Source organism: Salinicola sp. V024 (assembly GCF_052645315.1).
This window is the reverse complement of the sequence record NZ_JBQXYB010000018.1, coordinates 1-22419: the sequence shown is the minus strand read 5'-3', so window position 1 is coordinate 22419 and position 22419 is coordinate 1. Positions and strand designations below refer to the sequence as shown.

The window sequence follows — 22419 nt, the reverse complement described above, 5'->3', positions numbered from 1 at the left end:
TACAGGGCGCGTTTTGTTAGGTCGACTCCCGTTGGGCGAGATGGATGACCAGCAAGTGCGGCTGGCCGTCTAGCGTCAGCCGCGCCTCGGTGGCGCTGTTCTCCAGCGGCTCGTCATCGAGCGTCGCCCCGGCCGGTTGCCCCTCCGAGACGCGTTCGACCCGGATCAGGCAGGTGCTGCCTTCGAGATTGACGGTGGCCGAGAAGCCCGGCCAGGAATCGGGAATGCAGGGTGCGACGATCAGTTGAAGCCCTTCGCGACGAATCCCCAGGATGCCGCCCACCCCGGCTTGATACATCCAGCCGGCAGAGCCGGTGTACCAAGTCCAGCCGCCCCGTCCGACGTGAGGCGCCTCGGAGTAGACATCCGCGGCGATCACGTAGGGCTCGACGCGGTAGCGCTCGACGGCTTCCGGCGTCAGGGCGTGGTTGATCGGGTTGAGCAGCGAGAACAGCGCGTAGGCTTTATCCGCTTGCCCCAGCTTGGCGAAGGCGAGGATCGACCACATCGCGGCGTGGGTATACTGCCCGCCGTTCTCGCGCAGCCCCGGCGGATACCCCTTGATGTAACCGGGCTCCAGCGCGGTCTTGTCGAACGCCGGGGTGAACAATAGCGCCAGCCGTTTCTCGGGCAGGATCAGATGGCGTTCCACCGACGCCATGGCCTGCGCGGCGCGGTCGGGATCGGCGCCTTCCGAGAGCACGGCCCAGGACTGGGCGATGGCATCGATGCGGCAGGCGTCGTTGTCGTGGGTGCCCAGCCACTGGCCATCGTCGAAGGTGGCGCGACGATACCACTCGCCGTCCCAGGCCTCGTTTTCCAGCGCCAGCCGTAGCGTTTCGGCGCGTTCCCGCCAGCGTGCGGCGCGGGCCCGGTCTTCCGGGGCAACGCGAGCCTCGGCCAGCGGCGCGAACAGCGCAAGCGTACGTAGCAATAGCCAGCCCAGCCAGACGCTCTCGCCGCGGCCCGCCTCGCCGACGCGATTGAAGCCGTCGTTCCAGTCGCCGGTGCCGATCAGTGGCAGGCCATGCTCGCCGAACTGTTCGAGGGCCTGATCCAGGGCGCGGGCGCAGTGCTCGAATAGCGACGCCGCCTCGTCGGCCACCAGCGGCTGGGCGAAATCGTCGTGCGCCTCGGGGGCGAGCGGGGCGCCCTCGAGAAAGCCGACGCTTTCGTCGAGAACGGCTAAGTCGTTTGTCGACTGAAGGTAAGTCGCGGCAGCGAACGCGAGCCACACCCGATCGTCGGAAATGTGGGTGCGAACGCCCTGACCGGAATGCGGTAGCCACCAGTGCTGCACGTCGCCCTCGACGAACTGGCGCCCGGCGGCGCGCAGCAGGTGGTGGCGAGCCAGCCCCGGCATGGCGAAGGTGAGCGCCATGCCATCCTGCAACTGATCGCGAAAACCGTAGGCGCCGCTGGCCTGGTAGAACGCCGAGCGTGCCACGACTCGGCAGGCCAGCGTCTGATACAGCAGCCAGCCGTTGAGCATCAGATCCATGGCCGGGTCCGGCGTGCTGACCTGGAGCGTGCCATGCAGGGCCTGCCAGTAGGCTTCGACCTCGTCCAGCTTGGCGTCGAGATCGCTGTGCCGATAGCGTTCGATCAGCTCGCGTGCCGCTTCGTCACTGTCGGCCTGGCCCATGAACGCCACGACTTCGACCGACTCGCCGGGGGCGAGGGTCAGCGTGCACTGCTGTACCGTGCACGGGTCGTATCCGGCACCGACGCTGGCCGCCAGCGGGCGCTGCTCGGTCAGCGCTTCGGGGTCGGCCAGCGAACCCTCACCCAGGAATTCGCGACGATCGGCGGTCCAACCGCTCTGGTGCCCGTCCAGGTCGACGAATCCGACACGTCCGGGGAAGGCCTGGTTCCAGGGGTTGCGCATCAACATTGCCCCGGTGGCGGTATCGTGTTCCGACACCAGGAAGGGCGCTGTCCGGGCCCGCGACGTGCCCATCACCCAAGCGGTGTAGGCGGTCACGATCAGTTGGCGTGGCCTGCCGGTTCGATTTTCCAGTGTCAGCCGCGAGATCTTGATCGGATCGTTCAGCGGGACATACTGCAACAGCGCCATCGAGAGCTCGGCGGTGTCGTGCTCGAAGCGGGTATAGCCGAAACCGTGGCGCGCGACGTGACGGACCGGATGCCCCGCCTCGCGCCGATGGGAACCGTTGGAGTCAAAGTCGGAGTCGGAGTCGGAACCGGAGCCGAAGTCGCGACCGGCGCCGGGATTGGCGGTGACGGTGGTCAGCTCGCCGCTGTCGGCGTCCTGCACGTAGATCACTTCGCCGGGCAGATCGCTGACCGGATCGTTGGACCACGGGGTCAACTGGTTCTCGCGGCTGTTGTCGGCCCAGGTGTAGCCGCCGCCTTCCGCCGAGACCTGGAACCCGAATCCGGCATTGGCGATCACGTTGATCCACGGCTGCGGCGTGGTCGCGCCGTCGTCCAGCACGCAGACATATTCGCGGCCGTCACGGTCGAAGCCGCCTGAGCCATTGAAGAACGTCAGATCTCCCAGCGGTGGGCGCGAAGAGGGGGCCACCGCCGGGCGTTGATAAGCCGCCTGCGCCTCGCTATTGCCCTGTTGGCTGGCGCGATCCTGTTCAGTGATGCCCGATCGAGCCCGGGGGCCGACACTGGCGTCGTGCCGAATGGTCGGCGCCGCCAGCAGCGCATCGAGCTGGGCGGGAAGCGCACCCTTGCGGGCCGTCAGCACGACCCGGGCCACGGCCAGCAGTAGTTCGTGGCTGGCCAGACTCAACTGGTTGGCGCGCAAGGTATAGACCGAGCCCAGCGCCAGATCGCCCTCGATATGCGTGGGCGGGCGGTTGGAGCGAACGGCCGTTTCGATCGCATCCTGCAGCTCCTGCAGATAGGAGTGGGCGCGATCGTTGATGATCACCAGATCGACGCCCAGGCCTTTGGCACGCCAGTACTCGTGAGCGCGCAGCAGCCGCTTGAGCCAGGCGATATCCTCGAGGTCGCCAAGGCGCAGCAGCACGATCGGCAGGTCGCCGGAGATGCCTATCGGCCACAGGTTGGACTGTATCGACAGGCCACGCTTCAGCGTCTGGGACGGGGGTCGGAAGCGGGCATCGCTGTACAGGATCGGCGCCGCCAGGCGCTGGAAATCCGCGGCTTCTTCCAGGTCGATGTCGAGATGGCGCAGCTGCACCTGGGCCTGGGTCCAGGCCAGGGTCCGGGCGCGCTCGAAGGCGCTGATGTCGTGATGCTTGTCGATCAGGGCCAGCAGCGTATCGCGACTCTCGGCGACCACCGTCCAGAAATCGATGTGGCCGGCGTGACCCGGGGCGATCTTCAGGGTGTAACGCAGCGAGAACACCGGATCCAGTACCACGCCGGTGGTATTCGACAGCGGCTGGTGACCGAGCGCACTGGCATTGCCGAGTTGACGCCCCCGACCCAGAAAGCGGGCCCGGTCCGTCTCGTACTGCGGCTCACCCACGCAGTCACCCTTGATCACCGCGAAATGGGCCGCCCAGATCGGCGCTTCCTGGGCCGCGCGCCGACGCCGTGTCGCGGTCAATGCGGTGTACTCGGGGACGAAATCCGTCTCGACGAACAGTTTGGCGAACGCCGGGTGGGCATCGTCGGTGGGCGGCTGGGTGAGCACGAGCTCGGCGTAGGACATCACGTCGATCGTGATGGCATGGCGGCCGCCGTTGGTCACCGAGACGCGACGCACTTCGCCATCGTCCTCGCCGGAGACCAGCACCTCGAGCACGGTGGTGAGATCACCGTCGCGGCGAGTAAAGCGCGCATGATCCTCGGCGAATACTACCTCCCGGTAATCAGCCGGGCCCTTGATCGGATGCGCGCCGGCGGACCAGCAGGCGTCGCTATCGTGCTCGCGCAGCAGGATGAAACTCCCCCATTCATCGCAGGTGGCGTCTTCGCGCCAGCGCGTTATCGCCTGCTGCTGCCAGCGGCTGTAACCGGCGCCGGCGGCGGTCAGCATCACGCTGTAGCGGCCGTTGGACAACAGGTGCGTGACCGGCTGCGAGGTCGGCTCTCCTTCGAGTCGACGCACGGCCGCCGCCGGTGCGACGGTGCTCGAGGGCGCGGCATGATCGGCGTCGTTAGGCGAGGGCAGCGTTGCCACTTCCCGCGGCAGGCGCTCCTGCAGCAGGAGCTCGCTGGCCTGAATCATCGGTTCGCTGTGGAAGTGGCTGCGCAGCCGTCCTTCCAGCAGGGCATTGGCGATGGCCGCGATCGTCATCCCCTGATGGTGAGCCATGACGTTGCGGACGATGACGAAGCTCTTGTCGACGGGCAGGCGCGTGAGGGTGAAGTCGATCGCTTCGAAGAACCCGAAGTGGCTTTCGGCTTCCATCGCCCTGAGCCGAGCGAAGTTCTCCAGAGCGGCCTGGGGCGCGACCATGGTGGCCAGCGCCGTGGCGTAGGGTGCGATGACGAGGTTGTCGCCCAGGCCACGCTTGAGGCCCAGTTCCGGCACGCCGAAGTTGGAATACTGATAGGTGAAGTCGATATCCCGCGCGTTGTAGGCGGATTCCGAGACGCCCCAGGGAATATCGTGGGGCTTGGCGTACTGGCGCTGGCTGGCCACGACCAGGCGGTTGGTCTGCTCGAGCAGACTGCCCAGTGGCGCACGCATCACCAGCGATGGCATCAGGTATTCGAACATCGATCCCGACCACGAGATCAGCGCGACGCCTTCCTTCAACGGCGTCACCGCGCGGCCCAGGCGGAACCAGTGGCGGGTGGGCAGGTCGCCTTTGGCAATCGCCACCAGACTCGCCAGACGTGCCTCGGAGGCGAGCAGGTCGTAGCAGCCGTCGTCCAGCCGATCCTCTCGCGGCGCGTAGCCGATCGACATCAGCTTGCGTTCGGTCACCAGCAGAAAGCGAAAATCCATCGCCAGGGCCAGGTGGCGCGACTGGTCGGCCAGCGCGTGCAGCCGTTGGCGCAGGCTCCCGGGAGGCGCCGAGCCGCCTGACGTCGGATGATCGCCGGCTTCCAGCGGCGCGCGAGACAGCGCCGCTTCAAAAGGCGCCGTTCGGGAAACCGGCTCGGTATCCTCGGCGTCGCGACGATGCTCGTCGAGACACTGCTGCAGAATCAGCAGCCAGCGCTGCGGCGACACTTCTCCGGTCGCCGCATCGACGGCCGCTGGATCGACGTCAAAAGTGCCGAGCGTCTGTGTGGCGAGCAGACCCTGACAGGTGTCGATCGACTGACGCAGCAAGTCGCAGTACTCGATACCGTAGGCGGTCGCTTCGAGACGGGTCGCGAGCGTTTCCAGCTCGTTCAGCAGCGCCGTTCGTGTCTCCTCGTCCAGCCGTTGGGTGGCGGCGATATCCTCGCGGCACAGCAGCAGGGTGTCGCTCAGCCCCTCGCGGGGATCGACGACATGGGGATGCGCGATCCACGCTTCACAGGCGCTGGCCAGGGTGATCAGGTGGCCTGCCAGATTGCCGCTGTCCACCGTGGAGACGTAGAGCGGCTCGAGCGGCTCGAGAGACCGGGTGTCGTACCAGTTGTAGAAATGGCCCTTGCAGCGCTCCATCGCGTGGAGCGTTGCCAGAGTCTCTTCCAGGCGTTCCACCGCGCGATGGGTGCCGATCCAGGCGAAATCCCGCGCCGCGATGCACGCCAGTAAATAGAGCCCGATATTGGTCGGCGAGGTGCGCTCGGCGATGACCGGCTTGGGATCCAGTTGGAAGTTGTCCGGCGGCAGCGCGTGAGAGGCGGGCGTCACGAACGTATCGAAGAACTGCCAGGTACGCCGGGCGATACGGCGTAGCGCCTGAGCCTGGGGCGGTGCCAGGCTTAGATTGTCGGTGGTATCGGTTGGGGCCCGGCTGGTCCACAGCGCGATCAGCGGTGCCACCAGCCACAGCACCAGCAGGGGCAGGACAAGGGCCCACGCCGGTGGCTCGATGACCGCCAGGATCAGCGCCAGGGCCAGGCTCAGCAGGGTGCCGCCGGCCATCTCGCGACCGAAACCGGCAACGCCCAGACGTTCGCCTCCGGCCAGCTGGGAGGCCGTGGTCCACTCCAGCAAATGGCGGTGGGAAACGTAGACGCGATACAAGGTGCGAACGATGGCATCGCTCATCTGCCAGGCCTGATCCGCCAGCAGGGTCAGGCTCAGCAGGCAGCGGCCCATCTCGGTACGCAGGTCCCGACCCAGCGTTCGCCAGTGATGGCGCCAGTTACCGTCGCGGCGATGGGGTTTGAGTGCAAATACGATCGGGATCAGCGCCGGAATGATCAGGCATGCCAGGGTCAGACCCATGGCGGCCAGCGCGGCGGTCAGCGGTAGCCAGGCGCAGATCATGAGCGCCCCGAACAGGCTCGGGGCCAGCAGCGAGCGGCGCAGATTATCGGCGATCTTCCAGCAGCCCACCGCGGTCAGTGCCTGACGATCGGCGCGACGACCCCAGAACCAGGGCAGCAGCTGCCAGTCGCCACGCGTCCATCGATGCTGGCGTCTGGCCGCCACGTCGTAACGTTCGGGGTACGCTTCGACGACCTCGACGTCGGAAGCCAGCCCGGCGCGCGCGAAGATGCCCTCCAGCAGGTCGTGGCTGAGCAGACTGTTCTCGGGGATACGACCGCAGAGCGCTCGCTCGTAGGCATCCACGGCGTAGATGCCTTTACCCGCGAACGAACCCTCGCCGAATAGATCCTGGTAGAGATCCGATACCGCGGCGGTGTAGACATCCATGCCGCCCGGCGCCGAAAACAGCCGCTGATAGCGCGAGCCCTGGCGGCCGATGGGCAACGAGGGCGTGACTCGAGGCTGAAGAATGGCATGGCCACGGACGACCCTGTCGCTGTCACCGAACACCGGCTGGTTGAGCGGGTGCGCCATCTTGCCGACCAGCCGGGCGATCGTGTCTCGTGGCAGCTGTGTATCGCTGTCCAGCGTGACCACGTAGCGCACCTCGGAGGGCACCCAGGGCGCGTAACCATCGACGGACACGTAGGAGGTGTCGTCGGCACCGCGCAGCAGACGGTTGAGCTCGGTCAGCTTGCCGCGCTTGCGCTCCCAGCCCATCCAGCAGCCTTCGCTGGCATTGTAGAGTCGGCGCCGATAGAGCAGCAGAAATCGCGGGCCGGTAGGGGCGGGGCCGTGGCGCTGATTGAGCTGCGCCATGGCTTCGACGGCGATACTCAGCAAGGTATCGTCACCCGGCAACTCGGCAGTGTCGGCGTCGCGACCGTCCAGCAGCAGGGCAAAAGTCAGATCCCCCCCGTTACCGCAGAGATAATGCACCTCCAGGCGCTCGATCAGCTCGCGTAGGGCAACCGCCTCGGTCAGCATGGCGGGTATCGCGACCAACGTCCTCAGCGTGGGCGGAACGCCTTCCTCGAGCGCCAGCCCGGGTAACGCCTCGCCGCCGACGCCTTCGCCCAGCGCGCGATTGGCCAGCGCCGTTGCCACTTCGTAGGCGGGCAGGAAGATCAGCAGTAACCAGGGCAGTTGCCAGACGAACGGCAGGTCGACCACATTCAATGTCCAGACTGCCAACCCCATCAACAGCACCGTGATCAGCCCGGTGGCGCAGGCATAACCGGCCAGACCCAGTTTCAGCACGCCACGACGAACCTGCAGCGCCAGGGGCGGGCGGAAGCCGAGCGATCGTTCCAGTTCGCGGCGGCCATCGGCAATCAGGTAATAGCCTGGATCGGCGAGCCGCTCTGCTTCGGCCGGCTGGCAGTCCGCGGGCGGGGCCGCTCGTGCCGCGGAAAGTGCCTGTTCGGTCACGTAAAGCTCGTCCCGGTGCGAGCCCCGCGCCAGCTGTTCGATGGCGTTGCGGTAGCGGTCCCGGGTGGCGAAATCCATCTCCGCGAAGCGACTGTTCGCGCGTAGCTGCTGGTCGACCAGGCTGACCTGTTCGACCTGGGTCGCCCAGTCGAAATCGGCGATATGCCGCAGACTGGTGATGACGTTGCGCACGCTGACGTTGGAGGCGCCCTGGCGTTGATGGGCGTTTTGCACCACCGCAGCGATCGATACCTCCTGGCGGCTGAATTGCTGCTCCAGCCACGCCAGCGCCGGCGTCTTGCCGGGGTCCTGATCGCGGAGGCGCTTGGCCATCTGGGCGTAGAAATGGGCGGCAAAGGGATCGTCGATGTCCAGATCGGCGTAGGCCCGCAGCGGTTCGCTGCCGGCGCCAGGGAGCAGCAGGCGTTCGCACAGAACATCGGCCTCGGCACGAGCATCCCGAGCATGCATGATCTGGTCGGAGAGCCGGCGCAGGTTTTCCACCAGCACCAGCCGCAGACTGATCGCGATCGCCCACAGCTCGCCAATGGTCAACGGTTCGACGCGCTGGTAGGCGGTGATGAATCGGGTCAACGTGATCGGGTCGAAGTGGCTGTCGGTATGCGCGACGTAGGCCCAGGTCAGCCCGAAGACGCGGGGGTAACCGGCAAAAGGGCCATCGGCGAGTTTCGGCAGCTGACGGTAATATCCGGGCGGTAGATCTTCGACGATGTCGCTGACATGTTTTTCGACATGATGATAGTGATCGAGCAACCACTCCGCGGCGGGCACGATGCTGTGGCGATTGGCGACTTCGTCGACGATGCTGCGATAAGCGATCCGCAGCGCCACCGTGTTCTCCTGCAGGCGCTGATTCAGCGGTTGGACGCGGGGGGGATGCAGGGTGATGGGCTGCGCCAGAGCCAGGCTCTGGGCGTGCTGCTCGAGCCGTTCGGGGCCGAACAGCTCTTCGCGTACGGGCGTTCGAGTGTGCCACGGCGGCGTGACTTCTTCGCGGCCACTGCGCCACCGCCACCGGGCGTTCACTTGACACCCCCAGAGGAGCAGCGATATCGGATGATCGGTGACATGACGCATCGATGCATTGGTAATCTCCAGCCGCCGGGCGAGTAAAATCACTGCTCGCGCCGAGGCGTTGAACTCCATGCCATGGTCGAAAACTAAACACGCCCGCTGGCGATAGGCGGTGCCACTCGAAAATTCGTCGAGTGTCGAGGTAATAAGCGCCATGAACGTCCGTCACGGCGTGCTACGAAATGGGGGGCGTCGCGGGATGTGTTGACCGGATCTTGATGACCGGTGCGCGTCTGGCGAGGTCCGTGCGAATCGTCGATCGGGTTGCTGACCTGATTCGTCAACCTGGTTCGTTAATCTGGTTCGACCACCTGATTCGACCACCTGGTCAGACAGCCATGATCGTCAACTCGATAGTTAACCCGAGTATGAGCGCAGGCCGGCAAATTAGCGAATGCTCGACGATACCGGAATCGGCTCGGAGACAGGGCTGGGAGTCGGGACGGGGATCGATACGGGAATCGAGACGGCGATCGCGCTGAGCGACGTCTCAGGGCTGGCGGCGAAGCGAGAGGAAAGGCGACGACCGCGGCAAGAATTGCAGGCGAAAAACATCCCTTGTCAAGGCATTGCCGATCGCCGTTCCCGTTAGACTGCACGCAGTTTCGTTTCCTGCGGAACGCACTTGGCCCCGACACTGTCGGGGCCTTTTTTTTGGGAAGCTGAAAATTGAAGCGGAGAATCCAAAGCCGGGAGGCGCCAGTCGGACCTCGAAGCGCGGGAGGCTCCCGCCATGCCGGGCCGAGATCCGCTCAGGACCGGAGCCACGCGTAGAGCAATTTGTAGAAAGTGGTCTCGTCGAGCTCGGTGTATTTCGACAGGTCGCGTTTCTGCCCGAACTGCAGGTCGGTGAAGTAGTACTTGTTCTCGGACTCGATGATCTCCTTGATGTCATCTTCGTCCGAGGAGGCGTACAACAGGATCCGATTGCCATGGAGGTACTGCTCCTCCGGCTCGACGTGCAGCTTGCAGCTACCGAACGTGATCGTCAGTACCTGAAGCGTGATCTCGAACGTCTCGTCATACTTCTCGAGCGAATGATGGGCTTCGCCACGATGGATCTCGATGTCGTCGAGATCGAGATCCTCGACCCACGCTTCCACGCGGCTCTGCAATTCGCGCAGGTTGGCCTCGCTCGCGTGCAGGGCCTTTTTGAAGTCGGCCAGACGCTCCTGACACGCGTGGGCTTCGTCCCTGATGTACTCTTTCAACTGCGCGATCTCAGCCATACCGCTCTCCTTGCTCGCCGTAGCCCCGTGTTCATGGCCACTCCATGTACCTGATGGCTTCCCGCACTGATCCAGCCGGTTCCCGCTAAGCGTAGTTGTTGATCAATAAAAAACCGCCCATTATCGGGCGGTTTACAAGATTGGGGGTAATGGGTCACGCGGCTGCAGGATTGACGCTGGACAGTGGCCGGTGAACGGCACTCAGCGCTTTTTCCAGGTCCAGCGTCCTGCATTTGAAGGCGCTGCAATTGGCACATCTCACGTTTTGACCTTCACCGTCGTTCATCGGCAGATAGAACTGTTGATGACTACAGACTGAACAGGTGAGGTCCAACGTTACCTTGATCACGCGCTCGCTCTCCAGGTGGAGGTTTGATCGTTGAGCGGCTGATTCTCTCGTGCCATCTTGAGCGTCAGGCCACGACACTGATTGAGAATCTGGATCGAGTAGTTGGGTGAATGGGAATCCGCCCAGTGCCCGATGGTATCGAGAAACTCGCCGCACTCGGTGCAGCTGATCTCGTCCCATTCCAGATGGGCTTCCGTCGAGATGGATTGAGCGTTACCGCAACGGGTGCATGAAATAGAATCTTTCACAGACAGCCCTCCTTGGCTGAAGACCGGCCATTCGACCGATCGTGGTGATGGCATTCCTTGCCGCGTCCTGCTGGGCATCCTTGCCCGATCTTGCCGGCGTCCTTGCCGGCTCCTGCTGGCCCGACGTTCCTTGTCGGCCCTACAATCTTCTTCGTCCCGCATTCGTATGCTGGCACAGCAACCAGTGCTGTACAAGGGTTGTACGGTGTCGAGTTTTTCGTCCAGTTATCCCATGTTAAGTCTTGTGTAGTAAGTGGCTGAATCGGCTGGGCGGCAATGGGGAAAATTTTTTCAGAATCTCACTAAATCATCCTGAAACCCGCCTTGTAGACCCTTTTTCAGCCGCTTATCGACATGACATGCATTCTCTAGTGAACGTCCACGCCTGCAGACCGCTATGCTAGGGGTCAAGACACTTTGACTTCGGAATCTTCATGAACTCTCTGAGCCAGCACAAGGCGTTCATCTTACTGCTGACGCTAGTTTCCATCGCTTTCGTATGGCTGCTGTTACCGTTCTACGGCGCCGTCCTGTGGGCCGTGATTCTGGCGATCCTGTTCCAGCCCATGCAGCGTCGACTGGAACGTCGACTCCACGGGCGTCGCAACTGGGCCGCACTCATTAGCGTGGCGGCGTGCGTGTTCATCGTCATCCTGCCGATAACGCTGATCTTCGGGGCCATGGTGCGCGAGGGCGCTAGCGTCTATCAGCGGGTGGGAAGCGGTGATATCGATTTCAATCAATACGTCCAGCAGTTTCAAGGCTCGTTGCCGGTTTCGGTTCAGGATTGGCTGGGTGATGCCGGTTTCGGGAGCTTGTCCGATATCAGTAACCGCCTGGCCTCCGCGCTCGAGCAGGGGAGCCGGTTGATCGCGACGCACATGTTGAGCATTGGCCAGAACACCCTGCAGTTTCTGGTCAGCACCGGGATCATGCTCTATCTACTGTTCTTCCTGTTTCGGGACGGGCGCTCGCTTGGCAAAATGATCCGAATCACCATTCCGCTGAGCGACGAGTACACCTACAAACTGATCGACAAGTTCACCGCCGTGGTACGCGCCACCGTGAAGGGCAACGTGATCATCGCCATCGTCCAAGGGGTGATCGGGGGTGTCGCGTTCTGGGCGCTGGGCATCGAAGCCGCGCTGCTATGGGGCGTGATGATGGCGTTCCTGTCGCTGCTGCCGGCGATCGGCTCGGCCATCGTCTGGGTGCCGGTGGCGGCGTATCTGTTGATCACCGGGGCCTACGTCAAGGGCGCGATACTGATTTTCGTCGGCGTCGTGGTCATCGGGCTGGTCGATAACTTCCTGCGTCCGCCGCTGGTGGGCAAGGAGACCAAACTGCCGGATTACGTGGTGCTGATCTCCACGGTCGGCGGGATGACCCTGATGGGTATCAACGGCTTCGTGCTGGGCCCGCTGATCGCGGCGCTGTTCATCGTGGCCTGGTCGCTGTATCGCCAGGAACAGGCCGAAGAGGCCGAGAGCCTGGAAGACACCCCGGCGTCGGTCGAGGCGCCCGCCCAACCTCAGGATCGCCAGCCCGGGTAGATGGCATGTCGTTTGAATTGTTATACTGCTAATTAATTATCCCGGATTTGACTGATCAGGAGACGGATGTCTGATTTCCTTTCGCCTTTGCATGGCGCGTCGCCTACTCATGGCGTGTCACTTACGCATGGCGCGTCATCGGTACGTGGCGCGACCGGCTGGGTCGGCGCCATCGCGCTTGCTGGGCTCACGCTTTCGGGGTGTGCCAACTATGCCGGGCTCGAACCGCAGCAGACGCTGACGCCCATCAGCCAGCTGAGCGTGACCGAGGTTCTCGGGCGTACCCCGGTGTCGCCGGCGGCGTGGCCCGAGATCGACTGGTGGAAGCGGTTGGGCGACCCCGAACTCGACACCCTGATTCTGGAAGCGCTGAGCGATTCGCCGGACATCGCCGTGGCCCAGGCGCGGCTGCATTCGGCCAATGCCGCCATCGCCTCGGCCAGAGCCAGGGCACTGCCCAGCATCGATGCTTCCGCCGAAGTCTCGCGGTCGCGGGTCTCGAAGGTGGAAGATCCGCAAGGGCAGGGCAATTTCTACTCTACCTCGCGGTCGCTGCTGGTCTCGTTCGACTATGATCTCGATCTCTGGGGTGGCAGCCGCGCCGCCTGGGAGGCCGCGCTGGGCGAAGCGCGTGCCCAGCAGATCGAATACCGCGCGGCGGGGTTGACGCTATCGGTCAACGTGGCGCGGGCCTATGTCAGCTTGGCCACCGCCTACGCCATGCGCGACGTGGCTCAACGCCAGCTGGACCGGGCGCAGCGCATCAACGATATCAACGACGAGCTGCTGCAGGCCGGCATCCGTAACGAATCCCAGAGTCTGCAGTCGCAGGTGACGGCCGCCAACGCTCGCCAATCGCTGGAGTCGGCGCAGCAGTCGATCCGCAGCGAGCGAATCTCGCTGGCCATTCTGCTCGGCAAAGGGCCGGACCGCGGCGAGTCGATCCCCCGGCCCACGGCGCTTTCGCCCGCCATCGCCGCGCTGCCCAGCGTGATCCCCGCCGAACTGATCGGCCATCGGCCGGATGTCGTCGCCGCGCGCTGGCGGGTCGAGGCCGCCTCCCAGAGCATCAAGGCCGCCAAGGCGCAGTTCTACCCCAACATCAACCTCTCGGCGATGGCGGGGTTCCGTTCGGTGCTGGGTGACTACTTCTTCAGCGAAGCGGCGAAATCCGGCAGCGTCACGCCGGCGATCTCGTTGCCTATCTTCGAAGGCGGCCGACTCCGCGCCAATCTGGACAGTACCGATGCCGACTACGACCTGACCGTGGCGCAATACAACCGGACCATCGTCTCGGCGTTGGGGGAAGTGGCGGACGACATCACCACGCTGGAATCTCTCGAGCGCCAGCGCGAGAGCCAGCAGCAGGCGCTGGAAAGCGCGCGTTCGGCCTATGGCCTGGTAGAGGAGCGCTACCGCGCCGGGCTGGTCGACTATCTGGACGTGCTCAGCAGCGAGCAGCAACTGATATCGGCCGAACAGAGCCTGACCCAGGTCGACTCGCAGCGTCTCGACCGCTCGGTGCAGCTCGTCCAGGCGCTGGGTGGCGGCCTCGCGCTGGACGCCGCCGTACCGCACCACAGTGGCGGGTTCGTCTCCGCCCCGGACCCCAACGCGACCGCCACGAAATGATCGCGGTCGGCGCCCAGGCGTCAACGCCAACCGCCTGTTTCAGGACGATTTGCGGATAGCGTTTTCAGTTGTTCGTCTCGGCGTTGATGATTATCATAGGCGCCGCCTGGCCGGTATAGCTCAGCTGGCAGAGCAACGCATTCGTAATGCGTAGGTCGGTGGTTCGAGTCCACTTACCGGCACCAGGCATATCAAGGGTTTGCGCCCGATCCCGCCCCGTGACACTTTTTTCAGCCAATCGAGTTCCATCTTTAGATACCTGATCTCGCTATAGAGTCGCTCCAGGGCGACCGGCTGCGGGCCTCGCTTGCCCTCGAGTCGTTTGTGGCCCCCTGAAAGCATCAGTCGGCACGCCGAATCGATCCGAGAGCTCGCATATCTGTCGCCAGTTCAAGGAGCGCTTACCAGCCAGGATGGCTGAAACTACGGGTTGCGCTCCAATTTCGGGTAGCCCGCTTTGGGCTACGCCATGCTCTTGCATCAGGTAGCGCAATACGTCGACATCGGAGGCGTCGGGCAACGGACGATGTGTTTCATCATATGCCTCGATGAGATCGCCCAGGCGTTCGGCCAGGCCAGCCAGAGGGTGGTTCTCGTCATCACCGATGGTGTCGAGCAGTTCATCCAGCGCTTCTACCTTGCCGTCGTACTCGTCGTCGCTGGTCGGCTCGGAGAGCAGAGGGGCGATGTGACCCCAATGCACGGCGGCTTGGTCAAGGATGGCGTTCATGTGTCACTCCTCCATTTGCCCTTGTCGTACTCTTTGTGGTCCAGGATGTCGCGGATGTACACCCGTTTGGCCCGGTAATGGACGATGGCGATCAGCCTGATCTTGTTTCCGCCTATATCGAATATGTGGTGGCGGCCGACCTTATCGGTTGCAGGGAAGATAGCTTTCATCGCTGCGAAGTCTTTCGGTTCGCTGACCTTCATGATTCGAAACCACGACTCTAGCGCGGTCGAGGACTGAGGCCATCTCCTCATGGCTTCCCAGATGCGCTTTTGAGTGATGATGTGCATGCGAACTTCCCTGTAGCGTTGAGAGCAGGGTATAGCAATCTGTCATATATAGCAATATGCTATATTTCGTTGCGCGGCATCAGGTTGACCATGTTGTTTCGCTTGCATCCATTGTCGTAAGCCCGCTTACATGGACGCTGTGGTAGGCTTTCTAAAACGTGTCAAAACGTTACTTAGGCCGGCTCAAACCGATCGGAACGGATACAGGATCGCAAAGCGAGTAGCGGATCGTTGGCACCGGTGAACAGGGAATTAGTGTTGGATGGGAAAAGGGAGAGGATAGCTAGGGGTAGGCGACAGGCAGAACGAGTGCTATGTTACAGAAACGCTCCCCCTTAACTATGCAATGCAACCGTTGCAAAAAGCGAAAATGTGAGGACATACGCTTCATGGTGATCCTCGCTAATTGGACATTGTGCGATTAATCGTAATGCCTGAAAGTGACGGGGGGAGCGTTCTCAATGAAATTAACGGGCGGTGACGAAAACTTTCTAAAAACGATAAAAACAGAAAAAGATTTTTGCGACGCTATAGGTATCAATAAAGGTCAAGTTTATTATCTGCTTTATGATTTGGGTGTTGAGAAAAGATATGAACATTTCACTATTCCCAAGAAGAGTGGCGGAGTAAGATCAATTTCAAGCCCTCAAAAAGGTTTAGCACTTGCCCTTGATCGCACGCACAGACTTTTGGCTGGCAATATAGAGTTCAAGACATGTGTAAAAGGTTTTGTCCTAGATGAAGGCATTATAAGGAATGCCGACGAACACAAGAGAGCGAAATGGGTTCTTAATGTAGATATAGAAGATTTTTTTGGCAGTATAAACTTCGGCAGAGTAAGAGGGGTCTTTATCTCCAAGCCGTTTGAGCTGCCAGAAAAGGTTGCAACTTTGATAGCCAGGCTGACCATTTTGAATAATTCCTTGCCTCAAGGTAGTCATTCGTCCCCTGTTATATCAAATATCGTTGCATCGTCTTTAGACAATAAGCTTTTGAGGTTGGCCAAAAAGTATCGAATAAAATATACCCGTTACGCCGATGATATAACTTTCTCAGGGCATGGAGTTCCGAATCGAGAACTTGCTTATATATCTGGCGGTGAGACGATAATGGGTGATGTTCTAGCTGCCGTGTTTTCGAAGTCGGGATTTTCAATCAATCAAAAGAAGCTTAGGTTGCAATTTCCACGTAGTAGGCAGGAAGTCACCGGAATAGTGGTTAATAAAAAGCTCAATGTTCCTGTTGAGTTTAAAAAACAGCTCAGGAGCGCTATTCATCAATGGTGTGATGACCCCGAAGCAGCGGAAAGAAAGTTTTTAATGGAAGTAAAGAAAGAAGAAGGTGACATAGAAATCTCTGAAGGAGGAGTGGTCCTAAAAAGGAATATATATGGGCGTTTGTCTTATATGGCTCAGGTGAAGGGCGATAGTGATCCCTCATATATAAAGTTGGCCATGAAGATGGGGCGCCATGATTCTGACCCACCAAAGTTCTTGAAGGGTGTTATGGCAAAATATCATGAGTATCAAGTTTTTATCTGTCATGCTTCAGAAGATAAAGATGAAGTTGCAATGCCATTATATAATGCTTTAGATGAAAAAGGTGTCTCTACCTTTATAGATAATAAAGCTATTTTGTGGGGAGATTCTTTGGTCGATACTATCAACGATGCCCTCTACAAGGCTAAATTGGTTGTGGCGATAGTCTCAGAAAACTCTGTGGACAAAAGCTGGCCGAGAAAAGAAATAAACGCGGTACTAGCGAGAGAGATACAAGGCGAAAGCAAATTGCTTGTACTAGTTAACGGTGATGGGGATAAATTGTTGGGAAAATATGCTCTGCTTCAAGATAAACTCTACAGGAAATGGGACGATAACGCTGAAATGCTGGCTGCAGAAATTATCGAGATCCAGAAGAGAGTTCAGTAAAAGTGTCAACAATCTGTCAACCACATTGACGCCTAGAGACGTGCGTTGACAGTTTGGGTTCTTGTAAGTGGCTGTTTTACGTACAAAGACGGCCAGCGACCATTTTCAAGACGAATTCGTAATACGCAGGTCGATGGTTCTAGTCCACTTACTGGCACCAAGCCATCGGATGGCTTCAATGTGCTGAGATTATCCAAACCGCCAAATCCGGCGGTTTTTTTGTGGCTGAGGTCCTGAATGGGCGTAGCGCTGTGGTATTCGATATCCGGGGGGTACGTCTCGGCTGCGTTCGCTGTAACCCTCGATACCGCCTGTCGTCGTTTGACTTACGCATCGTTGCCTTTGTGACGATGACGTCCTCTGATTCCGGGGCTATCGTTAAGGAGCTGTTGGGCGAGCGGACGAGGGCCGTGATAGTCGTTGCCGTGCGTTCGCCCGACAGAAATCCATGGAGCCGTTTGGGAGGGAATCCGATGCCACAGGGCCAAAAAATGATGAGGGAGACGTCCGATACGTTCCATGCCAAGGAATGGTTGCGTCGGTATCAGCGTGTTCGAGCGGTCACTGAAGCGATCTGTGCGCCGCTGCACAAGGAAGACTACATCGTGCAGAGCATGCCGGACGTCAGCCCGCCCAAGTGGCATCTCGCCCATGTCAGCTGGTTCTTCGAAGCCTTTATCCTCAAGCCTTTTCACCCCGCTTATCAGACCCTCGATCCCGCGTACGACTACCTGTTCAACTCCTACTACGAGACGCATGGCGTGCCGTTTCCGCGCTCCGACCGCGGCATGATTTCACGGCCGACTGTCGACGATGTCTATCGCTACCGGGCTCATATCGACCGGGCGATGCAGGAACTCCTCGAGGAACCTCCGCAAGCCCATGTCGAGGAGATCCTCCGCCGTGTTGAGTTGGGGCTACCTCACGAGCAGCAGCATCAGGAACTGTTGTTCATGGATATCAAGCATATTCTGGCCCAGAACCCGCTCGGCGCCGTCTACCGAAACGACCTGGCGCCGGCGCCCGCACACGAGGCCGGCGAGCTCCGGTGGCATGGCTATCCCGCCGGGGTCCGGCTCATCGGCCATGACGAAACCGAGGAGGGTTTTGCCTACGACAACGAGATGGGCCAGCACCGTCAGTTCGTCGAAGCCTTCCAGATCGCCGACCGTCCGGTGACCAATGGCGAGTTTCTCGAGTTCATGCAGGCGGGAGGATACGACAAGCCCGATGCCTGGCTGGCGGACGGCTGGGCCACGGTCAAGGCCGAAGGCTGGAAGTCACCGCTCTATTGGGTCGAACGAGATGGCGCCTGGTATCACTTTACCCTCGGCGGCCTGGTGCCGGTCGACTTGAGTGCGCCAGTCTGTCATGTCAGCTTCTTCGAGGCCGACGCCTATGCCCAGTGGGCCGGCGCCCGGCTGCCAACCGAAGCCGAATGGGAAACGGTCGCGCGGAATGTCCCCATGCGGGGTAATTTCATCGAGCGGGACCATTTGCAGCCGGTTGCTGCCGCCGCGCCCAGGGACGTGCCGAGACAGATGTTCGGCGATGTCTGGGAATGGACCGGCAACGCCTATCGGCCTTATCCAGGGTTCAAGAAGTTGCCGGGGAGCCTTGGCGAGTACAACGGCAAATTCATGTCCGGGCAGATGATTCTTCGTGGCGGCTGTTGTGTAACGCCGGAAGACCATATCCGTCCCACTTATCGGAACTTCTTCCCCCCGCATGCCCGTTGGGCTTTTTCCGGTTTCCGCCTGGCCAGGGATCTCCCGACGTCAGAATAGAGGCGGTGTCGGAATAGCGGTGGGATCAGAATAGGGGCGGGATCAGAATAGCGGCGGGATTAGAACAGAGGCGTTGTAAGAATTCGCGGTCGGTAGACGTTAGACGCCATTTGGCGGAACCGGTGACGAGTGGCACTATAGCGCTCCTTTTTTCACCGGTTCTCGCGTCACGATGGTCAAACGATATCTCGGCAAGATGAAGGGCTCGCCACCGAACCGGAAGGCACCGGATTGGCGCGATGCCATCTGGTCGTGGCTGGGGGCGTTTCTGGGCATGGCAGGCGTCGGTTGGGTGAGCGCTCAGTCGCTTCAAACCCATTCGCTGCTGATGGTCGGCTCTTTCGGGGCGACTTCGGTACTGCTGTATGCTGCGCCGGAAAGCCCGCTGGCCCAGCCGCGTAACGTGCTGTTCGGCAATGTGCTCTCGGCGCTGTGCGGCGTGCTGGTCTGGAAGCTGCTGGGCGATAGCTGGGTCGCGGCGGCGGTGGCAGTGTCGACCTCGATCCTGCTCATGCAGCTGACCCATACCCTGCATCCGCCGGGCGGCGCGACGGCGCTGATCGCGGTGATCGGCTCCGGGGAACTCCATACGCTGGGCTGGTCCTACGCGTTCTTTCCGGTGGCGACCGGCTGTCTGCTGATGCTGCTGATCGCGGTGTTGATCAATAACCTGGCACGGCATCGCCGCTACCCGCTGCACTGGTGGTAGGGCGCGCGGTTCGCGCAATCGCCGCAGCGGCGGCTTCGATTTCTCACCCTTCTCGCGTTCCGGGTACCACACCTTTCAGGCGGCAGCGGCCGCTGGCGCTCCTTACACTCGGGGTTTTCGTCGTGATTCCGGCAAGACTGGCGAATCCACGTCGGCGGATCAACGGGATGGGGATGCCATGAAAACCCTCGGATGTTGCCTGATCGTGGGCTGGATGATGAGCGGGGGCACGGGCTGGGGAATTGCCTGGGCTAGCGAGACGGGCGCCGATTCGACCACGGGTTGCGCCAATTTCCGCTGCGATTTTGGCGATGTGCCGAAAGCGCATTCACCGCTGATCGCGGAGCCCTTCGTCTCTTTCTATCGCGACTCGGTGGTCAAGCCGATGCGGCCCTACCGCGATTGGGAACCCACGGCCCGGCAAATGCCGGTATCTCGCCAGCCCCGAGAGGACGCTTCCGATGAAGCGGGGCACCGGCCCTCGGCTCGGGATTGATCGCCGTGCGGTGAACCGCCTCGGCCTGTCTTGGGTGTCACCCGCCTGAACTTGACCCTCAAACCGTCGCGCTGGCCATCACGCGGCGTTGGCTTGCCCGTGTCCGCAACGACGTTTCCGGTCGCGAGACAGGGCGATCATCGCTTTTTCCAGATCCGCTGAATAGCACTTGAATGCGGCACAGTTGGCGCATCGCACCTGTTGTCTCTCCTCGGCGCGTACCGGGAGAAAGAACTGGTCGTGGTCGCAGATCGAGCAGGTGAGATCGAGCGTGACGCGAATCATGACGCACCTCTGGAGAGGGTGAAGGTTTTGAGCATCGTCGTTTCGTGGGCGATAGTCTGGCGCGACCGTATGACGTGGTGATGAACGGACGATGGCGTTCGCGTGTCCTGATCTGAGCCGATCTGACGCTCATTTGGCCGGAATTGACATAAGTTATCGTGACTGCGAACGCCGGCTGGCACCGTGGATGCACTAGACGAGAGCCATCGGCTCCGACTGTCGGAGTATTGAAATTCCCGTACTCTTTTCTAGGATGAGTATCCCACTGAAAAACAGCTGAGGATTTATTGACCCTTTCCTAATCAAGTTTAGCGCCTAGCGTTATCCCATGGTGCACCGCACCTAGGACTGGATCTGAAACCTGATCACAAACTCGGAGGTGATTGGATGTCAGTACAGACCGCATCCCCCAAAACCCAGAATTCCACGTGGACGGAGCAGGATCGCTACCCGACTCGTTTGCGCCAGCCGCAGGACGCGCTCTGGCAACAACGGCAGGAGGACGTCGTCAAGGGCCGCCATCTCGATGGCCCGCTGAACGACGAGCAACTGAATCGTTTCGAACGCGATGGCTTTCTTTTCGAACCCAATTTCCTGGGTCAGGCAGAACTCGACGAGCTGTGCGCCGAACTGGCCGTCATGCTCGACCGGGACGACTTTCGTGATCGCGATTTCTCGATCACCGAACCGCGCAGCCATGAAATCCGTTCGCTGTTCGCCATTCATCATCTGTCGCAGCGCTTCGCCGAGCTGGCGAACGATGCGCGAATGGTCGGCCGTGCCCGCCAGATCGTCGGTGGCGATGTCTACGTGCATCAGTCGAGGATCAACTACAAGCCCGGCTTCCACGGCAAGGGCTTCAACTGGCACTCGGACTTCGAAACCTGGCACGCCGAAGATGGCATGCCGGGGATGCACGCCGTCAGCGCTTCCATCGTGTTGACGGACAACCATCATTTCAACGGTCCGCTGATGCTGATCCCCGGTTCGCACAAGGTGTTCGTGCACTGCCTGGGCGAAACGCCGGACGACAACCACAAGCAGTCGTTGAAGCAGCAGGAACTCGGCGTGCCGAGCAACGACGCGCTACGTGAGTTGATCGAGCAGCGCGGTATCGAAGCGCCCACTGGCGCCGCTGGCGGGCTGTTGATGTTCGACTGCAACACGCTGCATGGTTCCAACGCCAACATGTCGCCGGATCCGCGCAGCAACGCGTTTTTCGTCTACAACCGTCGCGACAACGCCTGCGTGCAACCGTTCGGCGCCAAGAAGGAGCGGCCCTCGTTCCTGGCTCACCAGCCGGACGAAGTGTGGACGCCGCAGCAGGACACGCACTAAGACAACAGTGCGAGGGCTACAGTGATCTCGCCGCGAACCGCTTTCGAGAGGTAATGATTCGCGGCAGGTCGGGCTGATGCCATAAGCCGCCGTTGGAGGTAGACTCGCTGAGTCGCCGCCAGCGGCGGCTTCTTTCGTTTACGGTCATCGCCTTTGCCCTGGAGCTCGCCATGCCTTTCATCACCCGATTTACCGACGGTCTCGAGACCGGCCTGCCGCTGGGCAAGATTCTCTGCGTGGGGCGTAACTACGCCGAACATGCCAAGGAACTCAACAATCCGGTGCCGACGTCGCCGATCCTGTTCATCAAGCCGTCGACCAGCGCGGTCGAGCTCGAAGACCCGATCGAACGCCAATTCAGCCATGGCGACGTGCACTTCGAGACGGAGCTGGCGCTGTTGATCGGCAAGCGCATGAGCCAGGTCAGCGCGGAAGACGCGATGAGCGGCGTGATCGGCGCGGGGTTGGCGCTGGATCTTACCCTGCGCGACGTGCAGTCCGCGCTCAAGGAGAAAGGCCACCCGTGGGAGCGGGCCAAGGCGTTCGACGGCGCCTGCCCGCTGTCACGCTTCGTGCCGGTGGAAGGGGATGTCGACTGGGAGGCGGTGACTTTCCATCTCGATATCAATGGCCAGCGCCAGCAGAGCGGCCAGACCAGCGACATGCTGTTCGGCCTGCCGGCGCTCCTCGAGGAGATGACCCGCACCTTCACCCTCGAACCGGGTGACGTGATCCTGACCGGCACGCCTTCCGGCGTCGGCCAGCTTCCCCGCGACGCCGTTCTCGGGCTGTCGCTGTCGCTGGGGCTGGATGTGGGCACGCGCACGCGATAAGGCCACTACGAGCCACGAGCCACGAGCCACGAGCTACGAGCTACGAGCTACGAGCTACGAGCTACGAGCTACGAGCTACGAGCTACGAGCTACGAGCTACGAGCTACGAGCTACGAGCTACGAGCTACGAGCTACGAGCTACGAGCTACGAGCTA

14 protein-coding genes and 1 tRNA gene are annotated in these 22419 nt (G+C 61.3%); 9 read left to right on the top strand and 6 right to left on the bottom strand.

Features of this window, described 5'->3' with window-relative positions; all coding sequences use genetic code 11:
* Positions 1 to 16 precede the first annotated feature (16 nt).
* The 3 genes from ACUN9V_RS18485 to ACUN9V_RS18475 form a co-directional block, all read right to left on the bottom strand.
* Positions 17 to 9013, bottom strand: coding sequence for a GH36-type glycosyl hydrolase domain-containing protein (locus ACUN9V_RS18485; protein WP_445512439.1), 8997 nt, complete (start codon positions 9011 to 9013; stop codon positions 17 to 19).
* 596 nt (positions 9014 to 9609) lie between these two features.
* Positions 9610 to 10086, bottom strand: a complete 477-nt coding sequence (locus tag ACUN9V_RS18480) for a hypothetical protein (protein ID WP_445512438.1) — start codon at positions 10084 to 10086, stop codon at positions 9610 to 9612.
* Between the two features lie 345 nt (positions 10087 to 10431).
* Entirely contained in the window at positions 10432 to 10683 is a 252-nt protein-coding gene (locus tag ACUN9V_RS18475) for a hypothetical protein (protein ID WP_075563238.1), read from the bottom strand.
* A gap of 434 nt (positions 10684 to 11117) precedes the next feature.
* Here ACUN9V_RS18475 and ACUN9V_RS18470 point away from each other — a divergent pair, with 434 nt between their 5' ends.
* The 3 genes from ACUN9V_RS18470 (at position 11118) to ACUN9V_RS18460 (ending at position 14053) form a co-directional block, all read left to right on the top strand.
* Positions 11118 to 12236: an AI-2E family transporter gene (locus ACUN9V_RS18470; RefSeq protein WP_445512437.1), complete on the top strand. Its 1119-nt coding sequence runs from the start codon at positions 11118 to 11120 to the stop codon at positions 12234 to 12236.
* A gap of 66 nt (positions 12237 to 12302) precedes the next feature.
* Entirely contained in the window at positions 12303 to 13868 is a 1566-nt protein-coding gene (locus tag ACUN9V_RS18465) for an efflux transporter outer membrane subunit (RefSeq protein ID WP_445512436.1), read from the top strand.
* 109 nt (positions 13869 to 13977) lie between these two features.
* Positions 13978 to 14053, top strand: a tRNA-Thr gene (locus ACUN9V_RS18460).
* Positions 14054 to 14136: 83 nt separating this feature from the next.
* Here ACUN9V_RS18460 and ACUN9V_RS18455 read toward each other — a convergent pair.
* Positions 14137 to 14598 (bottom strand): helix-turn-helix domain-containing protein, encoded by a 462-nt coding sequence (locus ACUN9V_RS18455; protein WP_445512435.1) that lies wholly within the window; start codon positions 14596 to 14598, stop codon positions 14137 to 14139.
* A complete protein-coding gene (locus tag ACUN9V_RS18450) occupies positions 14595 to 14888 on the bottom strand; it encodes a type II toxin-antitoxin system HigB family toxin (protein WP_445512434.1) in 294 nt (97 codons plus the stop codon). Before ACUN9V_RS18450 ends, ACUN9V_RS18455 begins: the two co-directional genes overlap by 4 nt.
* 461 nt (positions 14889 to 15349) lie before the next feature.
* Here ACUN9V_RS18450 and ACUN9V_RS18445 point away from each other — a divergent pair, with 461 nt between their 5' ends.
* The 4 genes from ACUN9V_RS18445 to ACUN9V_RS18430 all read left to right on the top strand — a co-directional run bounded on the left by ACUN9V_RS18445 (position 15350) and on the right by ACUN9V_RS18430 (position 19808).
* Positions 15350 to 16816 carry a TIR domain-containing protein gene (locus tag ACUN9V_RS18445; protein WP_445512433.1) on the top strand — a complete coding sequence of 489 codons (1467 nt, stop codon included), beginning with the start codon at positions 15350 to 15352 and terminating at the stop codon, positions 16814 to 16816.
* 491 nt (positions 16817 to 17307) lie between these two features.
* The gene (egtB, locus tag ACUN9V_RS18440) at positions 17308 to 18603 is read left to right on the top strand and encodes an ergothioneine biosynthesis protein EgtB (RefSeq protein WP_445512432.1); all 1296 of its coding nucleotides are present in this window, start codon (positions 17308 to 17310) and stop codon (positions 18601 to 18603) included.
* Between the two features lie 172 nt (positions 18604 to 18775).
* Positions 18776 to 19312 (top strand): HPP family protein, encoded by a 537-nt coding sequence (locus ACUN9V_RS18435; RefSeq protein WP_075563244.1) that lies wholly within the window; start codon positions 18776 to 18778, stop codon positions 19310 to 19312.
* 178 nt (positions 19313 to 19490) lie between these two features.
* Positions 19491 to 19808, top strand: a complete 318-nt coding sequence (locus tag ACUN9V_RS18430; protein ID WP_445512431.1) for a hypothetical protein — start codon at positions 19491 to 19493, stop codon at positions 19806 to 19808.
* 78 nt (positions 19809 to 19886) lie between these two features.
* Here the strand turns inward: ACUN9V_RS18430 and ACUN9V_RS18425 are convergent, their stop codons facing one another.
* Positions 19887 to 20093 (bottom strand): hypothetical protein, encoded by a 207-nt coding sequence (locus ACUN9V_RS18425; protein WP_439304669.1) that lies wholly within the window; start codon positions 20091 to 20093, stop codon positions 19887 to 19889.
* Positions 20094 to 20480: 387 nt separating this feature from the next.
* Between ACUN9V_RS18425 and thpD the strand changes: the two genes are divergently transcribed.
* Together thpD and ACUN9V_RS18415 are read left to right on the top strand one after the other, a co-directional pair.
* Positions 20481 to 21431, top strand: a complete 951-nt coding sequence (gene thpD / locus ACUN9V_RS18420) for an ectoine hydroxylase (RefSeq protein ID WP_110693833.1) — start codon at positions 20481 to 20483, stop codon at positions 21429 to 21431.
* 170 nt (positions 21432 to 21601) lie between these two features.
* Complete coding sequence (locus ACUN9V_RS18415; protein ID WP_075563248.1) at positions 21602 to 22264, top strand: fumarylacetoacetate hydrolase family protein; 663 nt, start codon at positions 21602 to 21604, stop codon at positions 22262 to 22264.
* Positions 22265 to 22419: the final 155 nt, after the last annotated feature.

Coding starts and splice junctions, on each gene's coding strand:
- ACUN9V_RS18470 (WP_445512437.1), top strand. CDS start 11,118: ATGAACTCTCTGAGCCAGCACAAGGCGTTCATCTTACTGCTGACGCTA.
- ACUN9V_RS18480 (WP_445512438.1), bottom strand. CDS start 10,086: ATGGCTGAGATCGCGCAGTTGAAAGAGTACATCAGGGACGAAGCCCAC.
- ACUN9V_RS18425 (WP_439304669.1), bottom strand. CDS start 20,093: ATGATTCGCGTCACGCTCGATCTCACCTGCTCGATCTGCGACCACGAC.
- ACUN9V_RS18465 (WP_445512436.1), top strand. CDS start 12,303: ATGTCTGATTTCCTTTCGCCTTTGCATGGCGCGTCGCCTACTCATGGC.
- ACUN9V_RS18430 (WP_445512431.1), top strand. CDS start 19,491: ATGAAAACCCTCGGATGTTGCCTGATCGTGGGCTGGATGATGAGCGGG.
- ACUN9V_RS18415 (WP_075563248.1), top strand. CDS start 21,602: ATGCCTTTCATCACCCGATTTACCGACGGTCTCGAGACCGGCCTGCCG.
- ACUN9V_RS18455 (WP_445512435.1), bottom strand. CDS start 14,598: ATGAACGCCATCCTTGACCAAGCCGCCGTGCATTGGGGTCACATCGCC.
- ACUN9V_RS18435 (WP_075563244.1), top strand. CDS start 18,776: ATGGTCAAACGATATCTCGGCAAGATGAAGGGCTCGCCACCGAACCGG.
- egtB (WP_445512432.1), top strand. CDS start 17,308: ATGATGAGGGAGACGTCCGATACGTTCCATGCCAAGGAATGGTTGCGT.
- thpD (WP_110693833.1), top strand. CDS start 20,481: ATGTCAGTACAGACCGCATCCCCCAAAACCCAGAATTCCACGTGGACG.
- ACUN9V_RS18450 (WP_445512434.1), bottom strand. CDS start 14,888: ATGCACATCATCACTCAAAAGCGCATCTGGGAAGCCATGAGGAGATGG.
- ACUN9V_RS18445 (WP_445512433.1), top strand. CDS start 15,350: ATGAAATTAACGGGCGGTGACGAAAACTTTCTAAAAACGATAAAAACA.
- ACUN9V_RS18485 (WP_445512439.1), bottom strand. CDS start 9,013: ATGGCGCTTATTACCTCGACACTCGACGAATTTTCGAGTGGCACCGCC.